The sequence below is a fragment of the Bacillus sp. B28 genome (assembly GCF_029536185.1).
GTDB classification, from domain to species: Bacteria; Bacillota; Bacilli; order Bacillales; family Bacillaceae; genus Bacillus; species Bacillus halotolerans.
On the sequence record NZ_CP120511.1, the window covers coordinates 440,639 to 452,990 of the forward strand.

At 47.0% G+C, this 12,352-nt stretch carries 13 protein-coding genes; 8 read left to right on the plus strand and 5 right to left on the minus strand.

Features of this window, described 5'->3' with window-relative positions; translation table 11 throughout:
- Window positions 1-15 precede the first annotated feature (15 nt).
- Complete coding sequence (locus P3L57_RS02245; RefSeq protein ID WP_044161872.1) at window positions 16-303, minus strand: putative quinol monooxygenase; 288 nt, start codon at window positions 301-303, stop codon at window positions 16-18.
- A gap of 140 nt (window positions 304-443) precedes the next feature.
- On the opposite strand from P3L57_RS02245, the gene P3L57_RS02250 reads away from it, so the two are divergent.
- Window positions 444-758, plus strand: a complete 315-nt coding sequence (locus P3L57_RS02250; RefSeq protein WP_069487499.1) for an ArsR/SmtB family transcription factor — start codon at window positions 444-446, stop codon at window positions 756-758.
- Window position 759: 1 nt separating this feature from the next.
- Here the strand turns inward: P3L57_RS02250 and gabR are convergent, their stop codons facing one another.
- Window positions 760-2,199: a MocR-like transcriptional regulator GabR gene (gene gabR, locus P3L57_RS02255; RefSeq protein WP_069487500.1), complete on the minus strand. Its 1,440-nt coding sequence runs from the start codon at window positions 2,197-2,199 to the stop codon at window positions 760-762.
- A gap of 105 nt (window positions 2,200-2,304) precedes the next feature.
- Between gabR and gabT the strand changes: the two genes are divergently transcribed.
- The 4 genes from gabT (at window position 2,305) to gdh (ending at window position 6,870) form a co-directional block, all read left to right on the plus strand.
- Window positions 2,305-3,618: a 4-aminobutyrate--2-oxoglutarate transaminase gene (gene gabT, locus P3L57_RS02260; RefSeq protein ID WP_069487501.1), complete on the plus strand. Its 1,314-nt coding sequence runs from the start codon at window positions 2,305-2,307 to the stop codon at window positions 3,616-3,618.
- Window positions 3,619-3,688: 70 nt separating this feature from the next.
- Complete coding sequence (gabD, locus tag P3L57_RS02265) at window positions 3,689-5,077, plus strand: succinate-semialdehyde dehydrogenase (RefSeq protein ID WP_059291955.1); 1,389 nt, start codon at window positions 3,689-3,691, stop codon at window positions 5,075-5,077.
- 125 nt (window positions 5,078-5,202) lie between these two features.
- On the plus strand, window positions 5,203-6,066 hold the full coding sequence (gene glcU, locus P3L57_RS02270) for a glucose uptake protein GlcU (RefSeq protein ID WP_024120228.1): 864 nt from the start codon (window positions 5,203-5,205) through the stop codon (window positions 6,064-6,066).
- Between the two features lie 18 nt (window positions 6,067-6,084).
- The gene (gene gdh, locus P3L57_RS02275; RefSeq protein ID WP_044161863.1) at window positions 6,085-6,870 is read left to right on the plus strand and encodes a glucose 1-dehydrogenase; all 786 of its coding nucleotides are present in this window, start codon (window positions 6,085-6,087) and stop codon (window positions 6,868-6,870) included.
- Window positions 6,871-6,912: 42 nt separating this feature from the next.
- Here gdh and P3L57_RS02280 read toward each other — a convergent pair whose 3' ends face one another.
- From P3L57_RS02280 to cutR, 3 genes are read right to left on the minus strand one after another with little or no spacing between them, the layout of a single operon-like run.
- Window positions 6,913-7,533, minus strand: coding sequence for a YcnI family copper-binding membrane protein (locus tag P3L57_RS02280; RefSeq protein WP_069487503.1), 621 nt, complete (start codon window positions 7,531-7,533; stop codon window positions 6,913-6,915).
- Window positions 7,534-7,546: 13 nt separating this feature from the next.
- Entirely contained in the window at window positions 7,547-9,172 is a 1,626-nt protein-coding gene (locus tag P3L57_RS02285; RefSeq protein ID WP_069487504.1) for a copper resistance CopC/CopD family protein, read from the minus strand.
- A gap of 34 nt (window positions 9,173-9,206) precedes the next feature.
- Window positions 9,207-9,779 carry a copper uptake transcriptional regulator CutR gene (gene cutR / locus P3L57_RS02290; protein WP_069487505.1) on the minus strand — a complete coding sequence of 191 codons (573 nt, stop codon included), beginning with the start codon at window positions 9,777-9,779 and terminating at the stop codon, window positions 9,207-9,209.
- Window positions 9,780-9,941: 162 nt separating this feature from the next.
- Here cutR and P3L57_RS02295 point away from each other — a divergent pair, with 162 nt between their 5' ends.
- From P3L57_RS02295 to P3L57_RS02305, 3 genes are all read left to right on the plus strand, one after another.
- On the plus strand, window positions 9,942-10,295 hold the full coding sequence (locus tag P3L57_RS02295; RefSeq protein WP_044161850.1) for a hypothetical protein: 354 nt from the start codon (window positions 9,942-9,944) through the stop codon (window positions 10,293-10,295).
- A gap of 167 nt (window positions 10,296-10,462) precedes the next feature.
- Window positions 10,463-11,896: a PTS mannitol transporter subunit IIBC gene (locus P3L57_RS02300; protein ID WP_044161848.1), complete on the plus strand. Its 1,434-nt coding sequence runs from the start codon at window positions 10,463-10,465 to the stop codon at window positions 11,894-11,896.
- 24 nt (window positions 11,897-11,920) lie between these two features.
- Entirely contained in the window at window positions 11,921-12,352 is a 432-nt protein-coding gene (locus tag P3L57_RS02305) for a PTS mannitol transporter subunit IIA (protein WP_059291950.1), read from the plus strand.

Consider the following 12,352-nt stretch of genomic DNA (forward strand, 5'->3'; position numbering starts at 1 on the left):
TGAGACATCCTTTCCTTACTCGCTGAGCTCTGTGCGTACAACATCAAGAGGAGCGCTCAGCAGTTCTTTGGCATTTGCTACAAATGCTTGGAAATGCGCAGTGTCATTGTGTGATTTCATCGCCGCTTCATCTTTCCATTGTTCAAGCATCACGAATGTATTTTCTTCGCCTACTTTTTCAAAAAGGTCGTATTGGGCGTTGCCTTCCTCGGCTCTTGAATGTTGAACGAGCGATTGTGCCTCGCTCAAGAATTCTTCGCGTTTTTCGGGTTTTACTTTCATATAAGCTTGTAATACGATCATGTAAATCTCCTCCATTTGTCTTTAAAATTTATTGTTCGAATTTGATCGAACTAAATGTACCATGTAATCAAAATCAGGTAAAGGAAAAACCCTCAAATAGTAAAATTGTCATTCTAATTGTTGTGTGATACATTTGTGTCATGAACATTCCAAACCATCCACAAATAGAAACGTTGCAGCTGACAAAGGTTCTTCACGCACTGAGTGATCCGCTTCGTTTAGAGCTGGTGAAGCAATTGGCCGAAGCAAAAGAGAAAACGTGCAGCACCTGTGCTGATGTACAGGTTGCAAAGTCGACCTTGTCCCACCATTTTAAAGTATTAAGAGAATCGGGCATCGCTCAAGTACGCATAGAAGGAAAGCGCCGTTATTATTCGCTTCGCACAGAAGATCTTGAAAGGGCATTTCCGGGCCTGCTTGAAGCAGTGCTGAACGTGGACCAGGAGCGCTGGTAAATCAATCCCCTGAACCGGGGATTTTTTTATGTCCATAAACAGCGCGGCGAAGTCTTTGCACACCTTCCTGAATGTCCTCTTCCCTCAGCCGTGCAAAGCCGATAATAAGCGCGGGTTTGTCAGGCTGCGGACGGCTTTCTTTTAAGCGAAACCGGCTCATCCCAAAGATTTCAAGCTGCTGGGCGGCGGCATACGCGAGGATCTCTTGTTCCGTGCGGCAGGTGTAAAATTCAGTGACGAAATGCAGTCCCGCATTTGCCCCTTTTACTGTAATCTCCCCTCCAAACTCTGATTCTAATGCGCGGATGAGGCGTTCTCTCTTTTCTTTATAATGCTGCTTCATTTTTTTTATATGCTTCTGATATTCTCCAGACTCGATAAATTCCTGCAGGGCGAGCTGTGTGAGTGACGAGCAGGTCTGCAGGTCATAGCCCCGCTTTTTGTATACCCGTAACAGCTTCGGCGGCAGCACCATGTAGCTGATCCGCAATCCGGGGAGAAGTGATTTTGAAAAGGTGCCTATATAGATGACGTTTTGAAAGCGGTCAAGGCTTTGGAGCGCCGGGATACTGTCTACATCATATTTAAATTCGCTGTCATAATCATCCTCAATAATATAGCGGCTCGGCTGCTCCGCTGCCCAGTTCAGCAGCTGAATTCTCCGGGACACAGGCATAATTGTCCCGGCCGGGAATTGATGCGAAGGGGTAGTGATTAATACATCAGGCTTCTGTCTGATGATTTCAGAAATGGATATCCCTTTTTCATCAAGCATAATCGTCTTCACTTGTTTTCCGGCATGTTGCAAAAGCTGGTACATTCGCCTGTATCCAGGCTCTTCCATCGCATACACCGCACCTTGGGGCAAAAGCTCAGTCAGCAGCTGCATCAGCACCTGGGTGCCCGCCCCGATGACGATTTGTTCCGGCCGGCATTTCACGCCCCGCGTTAGAGAGATGAGCCTTGTAATGGCGGCTCTTACCTCATATATGCCTTGCGGATGAGACATGTCGCCGAGCGTGCGGTATGAGCGGGCAGCCGCTTTTTGCTCACAGCGAAACCAGCTTTTCATTGGAAAATGATCTGTATCGGCACTCATATGTGAAAAAGATATCCAATCGCTTTGATCGATATGAACCTCTTTCAGGTCATCCGGCAGTGAAAATGAGGGCTGTTCCTCAGTAGAAAATGTGTCCAGCTGTTCCACGAAAAAACCCTTTCTTTCTTCAGCGTACAAATACCCTTCGGCGAGCAGCTGCTGATAGGCTGAATTCACAGAGTTTACGCTGACCTTCAGCTTTTCAGCCAGCTCTCGTTTGGAGGGAACCTTCGAGTGGGGCAGCAGATTACGGCTGAGGATTTCGTTTTTCAGCTTTTGATAAATCTGCTGATAGATATAATCGGCTTTTTCTGAGCGATCGAGAGTGATTGTGATGTCCATTGCGGTGTCTCCTTCTGGTGCCATCAAAAAGTTATAATTGGTACTTTTCATCATACCAAAAAGAAGTCAGAATGGTAAGAAAATAATGACAGTGGGGGGATTCACATGAGTCAAACAACGGCATCAACTTTCACTACAGCAGAGTGGCAGCAAAAACGAGACCAATTTGTCTCAAAAGGTGTGAGCAACGGAAACCGCAGCCTGGCGGTAAAAGGAGAGGGAGCAGAGCTGTATGATTTGGACGGCCGGAGATTTATTGATTTTGCTGGCGCTATTGGAACTTTAAACGTCGGACACTCGCATCCGAAGGTGGTAGAAGCTGTGAAGCGGCAGGCGGAGGAGCTGATCCATCCGGGCTTTAACGTCATGATGTATCCGTCTTATATTGAATTAGCTGAAAAGCTTTGCGGCATTGCGCCGGGCACTCATGAGAAAAAAGCGATTTTCCTCAATTCCGGAGCGGAAGCGGTGGAAAACGCTGTGAAAATCGCCAGAAAGTATACCAAGCGCCAAGGCGTTGTCTCGTTTACACGCGGGTTCCACGGACGCACGAATATGACAATGAGCATGACAAGCAAGGTAAAGCCGTACAAATTCGGTTTCGGCCCATTTGCATCAGAGGTATACCAGGCGCCGTTTCCGTATTATTATCAGAAGCCTGCCGGACTGAGTGATGATGCATATGACGATATGGTCATTCAAGCGTTCAATGACTTCTTTATCGCAGCAGTTGCTCCTGAAACGGTAGCGTGTGTTGTGATGGAGCCGGTGCAGGGAGAAGGCGGATTCATTATTCCTTCTAAACGGTTTGTGCAGCACGTCGCTTCCTTCTGTAAAGAACACGGCATCGTCTTTGTAGCCGATGAAATTCAAACCGGATTTGCCAGAACGGGCACTTATTTCGCGATCGAGCACTTTGATGTCGTGCCAGACCTGATCACGGTTTCGAAATCTCTTGCGGCTGGGCTGCCGTTAAGCGGTGTGATCGGACGCGCGGAAATGCTTGATGCGGCGGCGCCCGGAGAGCTCGGCGGCACGTATGCGGGAAGTCCGCTTGGGTGCGCGGCGGCATTGGCTGTTTTGGACATTATTGAAGAAGAAGGCTTGAATGAACGTTCTGAGGAAATCGGCAGGATCATTGAAGAAAAAGCGCTTGAATGGCAAACAGAATACCCGTTTATCGGTGACATCCGCAGACTTGGGGCGATGGCAGCAATCGAGATCGTCAAAGACCCTGAAACACGTGAACCTGATAAAGCGAAAGCGGCAGCCATCGCAGCGTACGCGAATCAAAACGGATTGCTGCTGCTGACTGCCGGTATCAACGGCAATATCATCCGCTTCCTGACGCCGCTGGTTATTTCAGATGACCTTCTGAATGAAGGGATCCACATTGTGGAAGCAGGTCTGCGAGCTTAATCATTGGAAAGAGAACACACGGGTCTGCTATCATTTTAAGTAAATCCAAGAATAGAAAGGAATGTTCAATATGCCAGATCAATTAACGGTCTACAACCCGGCTACAGGCGAGGCGATCAAAACGATTCCTCAGCAATCAGCCAAAGAAGTAGAAGAAGCCATTGAACGTTCACATCAAGCGTTTACATCATGGTCTAAAACATCAGCGAACGAAAGAGCGTCTCTTTTGAAAAAGTGGTATGAGCTAATCGTTGAACATAAAGAAGAACTTGCAGATTTAATTACGAAGGAAAACGGAAAACCGTACCAGGAAGCTGTCGGGGAGGTGCTGTACGGCGCCGGTTATATCGAATGGTTCGCGGAGGAAGCGAAGCGTGTGTACGGAAGAACCGTTCCGGCTCCGACAACCGGAAAACGAATTGTCGTGACGCGCCAGGCAGTCGGCCCAGTTGCCGCGATTACGCCTTGGAATTTCCCAAATGCGATGATTACACGTAAAGCGGCGCCTGCTCTTGCTGCCGGCTGTACGTTTATTATCAAGCCGGCGCCTGATACACCGCTGTCAGCCTATGAACTTGCACGCCTCGCATACGAAGCGGGTATTCCAAAAGACGTGCTTCAGGTTGTCATCGGTGATGGCGAGGAGATCGGAAACGTTTTTACAAGCAGTCCGAAAATCCGCAAAATCACCTTTACAGGATCAACACCTGTAGGGAAAATCCTGATGAAAAACAGCGCTGATACTGTGAAACACGTATCCATGGAGCTCGGCGGACATGCCCCGCTGATTGTGGATGAAGATGCAAACATTGATCTTGCTGTTGAACAGGCAATGGTGTCTAAATACCGAAACGCGGGCCAAACATGCGTATGTGCTAACCGCCTGATCGTTCATGAATCCATCAAAGATGAATTTGCTGCAAAACTGAGCGAGCAAGTATCGAAGCTGAAGGTTGGAAATGGACTTGAGGAAGGCGTAAACGTCGGTCCGATTATCAACAAAAGGGGCTTTGAAAAAATCGTCAGCCAAATTGATGATGCGGTTGAAAAAGGAGCGAAGGTTGTCGCTGGGGGCACTTATGAACGAAACGATGATAAAGGCTGCTACTTTGTCAATCCGACAGTGCTCGCTGACGTCGATACGTCCATGAATATCATGCACGAGGAAACATTCGGCCCTGTTGCGCCAATCGTCACTTTTACAGATATTGATGAAGCAATTGAGCTCGCCAACGATACACCGTACGGCTTAGCAGCTTATTTCTTCACAGAAAATTACCGCCGCGGCATTTATATTTCCGAGAACCTTGAGTACGGAATTATCGGCTGGAATGACGGAGGACCGTCCGCGGTTCAAGCTCCTTTCGGCGGAATGAAAGAAAGCGGAATCGGCCGTGAAGGCGGTTCAGAAGGTATTGAACCATACCTTGAAACAAAATATATGTCCATCGGTTTATAAACGAAACGATATGCTCCTGAAGAGCTGCCGGAAGATCCGGCAGCTCTTTTTTTGTTTCAGCGAATAAACACATCAATTCCAGCCAAAATAACAGCAAATACATTTTGAAAGAAGGTTCCCCAACAATGGATTTATTTCTGGCTCTTCTCCCGGCTTTGTTTTGGGGGAGCATTGTTCTCTTCAATGTTAAATTAGGCGGCGGGCCGTACAGCCAAACACTGGGAACGACGATCGGGGCGTTAATTGTTTCTATCGTTATTTATTTGTTTGTCCAACCCGTCTTGTCCATGCGCATTTTTATCGTTGGAATTATATCCGGCTTATTTTGGTCACTTGGGCAGAGCAACCAGCTCAAAAGCATTCAGTTAATGGGTGTGTCCAAAACGATGCCGATTTCCACAGGGATGCAGCTTGTTTCCACCTCACTGTTCGGCGTCATTGTTTTCCGAGAGTGGTCAACACCGATTTCGATTACACTTGGAGTCCTCGCTCTTATCTTTATTATTGTCGGTATCGTTCTCACGTCATTAGAAGATAAGAAAGACAAAAAAGATGGAGAGCCGAGCAACTTAAAAAAGGGCATTTTAATCCTTCTGGTCTCGACATTGGGTTATTTGATTTATGTCGTTGTCGCAAGATTATTTAATGTATCTGGATGGTCCGCCCTGTTGCCGCAGGCGATCGGGATGGTCATTGGAGGGGTCATTTTAACCTATAAGCACAAGCCCTTCAACAAGTATGCCATCAGAAATATTCTCCCGGGCTTAATCTGGGCAGGGGGAAATATGTTTTTGTTTATTTCTCAGCCGAAAGTCGGCGTTGCCACAAGCTTTTCTCTCTCTCAAATGGGAATTGTCATCTCGACGCTTGGCGGTATTTTCATCCTGCGTGAAAAGAAATCAAAACGCCAGCTGATTGCGATTGCGATCGGGATTGCACTGATTATTGCGGCTGCCGTATTTTTAGGAATCGCCAAAACGAATTCATAACAGCTAAGGAGGATGAATATGTATCCGGATTTAAAAGGAAAAGTCGTCGCTATAACAGGAGCTGCTTCAGGATTAGGAAAGGCAATGGCCATTCGCTTCGGCAAGGAGCAGGCGAAAGTGGTCATCAACTATTACAGTAATAAACAGGATCCAAACGAGGTAAAAGAAGAGGTCATCAAGGCGGGCGGTGAAGCCATTGTCGTCCAAGGAGACGTAACGAAAGAGGAAGATGTGAAAAACATCGTTCAAACAGCGATTAAAGAGTTCGGCACACTCGATATTATGATTAATAATGCCGGTCTTGAAAATCCCGTGCCGTCTCATGAAATGCCGCTCAAGGATTGGGAAAAAGTCATCAGCACGAACTTAACGGGCGCCTTTTTAGGAAGCCGTGAAGCGATTAAATATTTTGTTGAAAACGATATAAAAGGAAATGTCATTAATATGTCGAGCGTACATGAAGTGATTCCGTGGCCATTATTTGTTCACTATGCGGCAAGTAAAGGCGGAATCAAGCTGATGACGGAAACATTGGCATTGGAATATGCGCCGAAAGGCATTCGTGTCAACAATATCGGGCCAGGCGCGATCAACACGCCAATCAATGCTGAAAAATTTGCTGATCCTAAGCAGAGAGCAGATGTAGAAAGCATGATTCCGATGGGATATATCGGTGAACCGGAGGAAATTGCGGCAGTGGCAGCCTGGCTTGCTTCGAAGGAAGCCAGCTACGTCACAGGCATTACGTTATTCGCGGACGGCGGTATGACACAATACCCTTCTTTCCAGGCAGGACGCGGATAAAACAAAAAAAGCGACCCAGAACTCATCTGGATCGCTTTTTCTTTAGTCGCGCTTTTTCTTTACTAGAGCTGCAACAGATAAAATAATGGCTGCCGCAGATAGCACAATCGCTGTGATATCAAGAGCCGATGAACCTGAGTCTTCAGAAGCAGAATCATCTTTCGTTTGAGTGGCGCCATGCTCATCTGTTACTTCTTTGGCTGCGGTGATTTTTGTAATGGCATGAGGCGTATCCGCATCTTCATCGCCTGTCCATTCAACTATGCTGCCGTCTTTGTAATATTGATAGGCATCCCAAGCGGCTTCCTCCGCTTTATCAGGGTTTTTGGCAACAAAGGTAAACTGCTGGAACTGGCCTTCCTGAATGCCTCCGTCAGTGGCCTCCCACGTCACGGACACTGATTTGTCGTCGTGTTTGGCAGTAGACACCTTCCAGCCAGGAACCGGTTCGTATTGCTGGAACTCAACATTCTTTGGCATTTTTAAAACAACCTTTGTTGTCGGCTGATTTTTTTCGGAAGGAACTTTCATTGTGTAGGTCTCCCATGATCCTGTGGCGGATTCAGCCGGTTTTACAGACACGTGCGCGCTGGCAGGCGCCGTAAAGAATAAAAGAGAGCCGATAACAGCTGGACATAGTGTGAATGCGATTTTTTTCAACAACTCAAACACTCCTTTAATTTGTCTTTGTAAACATGATATTGATTTCGTTAAAGTCGCCGGTCAGTCCGTGGACTTTGATCTTCCAGTTTCCCTTTTCATTAATGGACAGGTTTTCAGTCTGGAAGATGCCATCTGTTTTTTCCTTCAATTGAAACGTGCTTTTGTTTTTATTGCCTGACAGTCCCGTTTTATAAACGGACAAGGTGATTTGCTGAATGTTTTTTACTGGGTCTCCGCTATGATCGGTAACCCTGAGTTCAAACTCGTTTTTGCCGGGCTGGTTCGGGCTGATGCTGAGAGAAACACTTTGCCCGTTTTCAATCGCTTTGGTTTGATAAAACGGTTCCGGTGCAGGCTCAGGCGGACTTGGCAGACTTGTAAATACGGCAGCTGTGATCAGGACAGCGATGCCGATTGCCCATTCCGCTTTTAGCGTGCGGGTGATTTTGGACCCCTGCCGTTTTCTGGTGAGCAGAAAATGAATACCGCCCAGAATCAGCATCAAAACAAACAGTCCGCTTTTGACTAACAAGGCTTGGCCATACGCCGTATGGAACAGTGAGTCCATTGACCGAATGATGAAAAATCCATTGAGCAAGCCCGAGAACAAAATGACACCGACTGCTGTGAGTGCCCATGGAGAGAACCGTTTCACCGTCTCCCAAGCAAGCGTTTTGTCCGGCTGTCTCCACTCCTGTGACAGCAGTAAAACGATGGCCGCTATTCCGCCGATCCAGATGGAGGCGGCTGATAAATGAAGGAAATCCATCAGGATACCGACTGTCTTTTCTTCAACAACAGCGGCATGTCCGGTAAACGCTTTGGCAAGCAGGAGACCGAAAAAGAAAAGGAGCGGCGCCGTCCAATATGCGAAGGACGCAAAACGCTTTTTGCGTAACACTGGGACGGCAGACAGGACAAGGAGTACATACAGCACGGCCTGAATCATCCAAATTGTGCCTCCCGCGGTTTCAAACAGTGTCTCCTTCATGTACCCCGGCTGAAAGGCATTGCCCCAGCCGCCGCCTGCATTCGCTATTGTCTGTATCGGAAGCTGAAGCAGGAGCGCCAGCCCCAGCACAGTGACTGAGGTGACAAGCAAACGCTTTGTCCGTTTGGCGAGTTTTTTTTCGTCCCCTTTATACCAGAAGAGATGGAAAAAAACGGTCCCGATAAACAGAGAAAAGGCTGTATACAGAATGGCGCGGTCTGCAGCTGTTCCCGGATTCAGGGTTGAGCCTGATGTTTTCTGGCTGCTGAATCCTCCATCCGCTTTTCCGATGCTGAACGGGATGACGCCGGAAACAGGGTGCCCGTCTGCCGAAACGGCATTCCATTCCGCTCTGTACACGTCATGAGGCAGATTCTTTTTCAGCTTCACGGTCATGATGTGATTGTTGTCTTTTTTGATTTCTGTTTTGTCCGTATCCACCCGGTCGCCGTCTGAATTATAGACTTTAATGTAGTGAAAGCCCTCTTCAACCGGTTCATTAAATTCAATTTCCACCTGTGCGGGCGCGCTTTTTAATTCACTGTTTTCTCCGGGCGAAGATTTGACAATATAGGCGTGAGCAAAGCTTGTTTTCGGCAGGAAAACAAGAAAAAGCAGAAGTATGATCCACCATCTGTTTCGTTGCATTACTCAGACACCACCTTCCGCTAATTATATTGTGTTATTTCTTGGTGCAGGTGCAGCGCTTTTTTCTGTCTCTCAGCATGTCTTCCAGCGCTTGATCGAAGGTGCGGACGGCTCCGCCAAAGCCTTTTTGAAAACGTTCAGCATGGTCAAGAGTCGCAAACGGTATGGCCTGCGGCTGGCAGCAGTGCAGATTTAATTCAGCGTTTACAACAAAATAAGCCGAAGCGGCACTGACCGTAGTTTGTAACAGAAAGTCTTTGCAAATCAAATGAGAAACCTCTTCCGTTTTATCTGCATACCGCAAAAACGCGCAATGTGCGCAGCACAGCTGTTCAATGTCTTGTGTCACCGTGATCAGCTGGACCGAATAAGCCTGATTGGCCGGCTTTAGGCAATAGCTGCACGTGTGATCAGCCTGAGGCGCACGGACTGGGAGCGTGATGCCGCCGGCCGTTTTTATCACCTGGTTTGATTGGACAAGCTGATTCACATCTCTGTATACTGTCATTTCTGACACACCGAACCGTTGACTAATATCAGAAATTCTGAGCGCGCCTTCTTTTTTCAGCCACTCAAGTATGTGCTGCTGTCTATTAATCGGAAGCATTCATACATCCCCTTCATTAAGATCTTCTTAAGCGTAGAGGATTTCAAAGACCGAGACAAGTATGCTGGTGATAAAAAATGTGAAAATGTGTTGAACAGTAACAAAACGAAACAGAAGGGTCTCTGGTATAATGGACATATGAATGGAGAGTGAAAATACCATATGAAAGAAACAGTATGCCCGAACTGCGGCAAACCTTTGACAGGCGACATGGTCAGATCGTCAAATGTCCCGTGCCAATTTCGCTGCGGTCACTGCCGGGAACGGCTTTACGAATATAAAGTATCAGCTCCGATTATGATTGTGTCTTTGGCACTCATCGTGCTGCTTATTTATCTTTTGATGCTCCTTCGCAATGCGGCAGGCTCAATGATTCCGGCCGTTCAGCATGTGCCGATGGCTGTTTTTGCGCTTGTGTGCGCCTATCCTGTATTTATTGTGAGTGAACGGATGATCGCGAAGTATGTGATTCAAAACGGAAAGATTATTTATAGAGGAAAGAGAAAAGGCTCCTAAAACAGGAGCCTTTTTATTTTTAAAAAATTGTCACACCCATGTGCCAAAGTCCTCTTTACTTTCAATTGTGCACACACTGTAAGCGTTTTAATATAGAGTCAAAGGGAAGCATCATTCTCTGACATTATCATTCTTTTAGCGACAAACAAAACAGGGAGGGTTTATATATGCAGCAAGAACAGCAGCAAGGCGGCATGAAAGTGAAAGTTCAGCGCTTTGGCAGTTATTTAAGCGGTATGATCATGCCGAATATCGGCGCGTTTATCGCGTGGGGCATTATTACCGCTTTGTTTATTCCGGCGGGATGGTTTCCGAATGAGCAGCTGAATACGCTGGTCAGCCCGATGATTACGTATTTACTGCCGCTTTTGATAGCGTATACAGGCGGAAAAATGATTTACGACCACCGCGGCGGAGTCGTCGGTGCGACGGCGGCAATCGGAGTAATTGTCGGGTCTGATATTCCGATGTTTCTAGGCGCGATGATAATGGGGCCGCTGGGCGGATATCTCATTAAGCAAACTGATAAATTATTCAAGGACAAAGTAAAACAAGGCTTTGAGATGCTGATTAACAACTTTACGGCAGGAATTGTCGGCGCGGCTTTAACGATTCTCGCGTTTTATGCGATCGGCCCAGTCGTTCTGACGTTAAATAAATTACTGGCGGCCGGTGTAGAGGTCATTGTACACGCTAACTTGCTGCCTGTTGCAAGCGTTTTCGTGGAACCGGCGAAGGTCTTGTTCCTAAATAACGCGATCAACCACGGTATCTTAAGCCCGATTGGAATCGAGCAGGCAGCCAATACCGGAAAGTCAATTCTGTTTTTAGTAGAAGCAAACCCTGGACCGGGGCTCGGCATTTTGCTCGCGTATATGTTCTTTGGAAAAGGCTCTTCAAAATCAACGGCTCCTGGAGCGGCAATCATTCATTTCTTCGGGGGGATTCACGAAATTTACTTCCCGTACATTTTAATGAAGCCGGCATTGATTCTGGCAGCGATTGCAGGCGGAGCAAGCGGACTCCTGACGTTTTCTATCTTTAACGCCGGTCTGGTCGCAGCTTCGTCACCAGGAAGCATTATCGCATTGATGGCCATGACGCCAAGAGGCGGATACTTCGGCGTATTGGCAGGTGTATTAGTAGCTGCGGCTGTTTCGTTCATCGTATCAGCAGTGATCCTGAAATCTTCAAAAGCAAGCGAAGAAGACCTCGCTGCCGCAACAGAAAAAATGCAGTCCATGAAGGGGAAGAAAAGCCAAGCTGCCGCTGCTTTAGAGGCAGAACAAGCAAAAGCTGAGGAAGCGTCTGAGCTGTCTCCTGAAAGCGTCAATAACATTATTTTCGCATGTGACGCCGGAATGGGCTCGAGCGCGATGGGGGCTTCGATTTTAAGAAACAAAGTCAAAAAAGCAGACCTGGATATCAGCGTGACCAACACGGCGATTAACAATCTGCCGAGCGATGCGGATATTGTCATTACCCACAAAGACTTAACAGATCGAGCAAAGGCAAAGCTGCCGAATGCGACGCACTTATCAGTGGATAACTTCTTAAACAGCCCGAAATATGACGAGCTTATTGAAAAGCTAAAAAAGTAATCTCATAGAAAGAGAGTGATACTCATGCAAGTACTCGCAAAAGAAAACATCAAACTCAATCAAACGGTTGCAACAAAAGAAGAAGCGATCAGATTGGCGGGCCAAACGCTGATTGACAACGGCTACGTGACAGACGATTATATTGAGAAAATGTTTGAACGGGAAGAAACATCTTCTACCTTTATGGGGAATTTTATTGCCATCCCCCACGGCACAGAAGATGCCAAAAGCGAAGTGCTTCACTCAGGGATTTCAATCATTCAAATTCCTGGCGGAGTAGAGTATGGAGAAGGAAACACAGCTAAAGTCGTATTCGGCATTGCCGGAAAAAATAACGAGCATTTAGACATTTTGTCTAACATCGCCATCATCTGCTCAGAAGAAGAAAACATTGAACGCCTGATTTCTGCGAAAAGTGAAGAAGATTTGATCGCGATTTTCAACGAGGTGAACTAG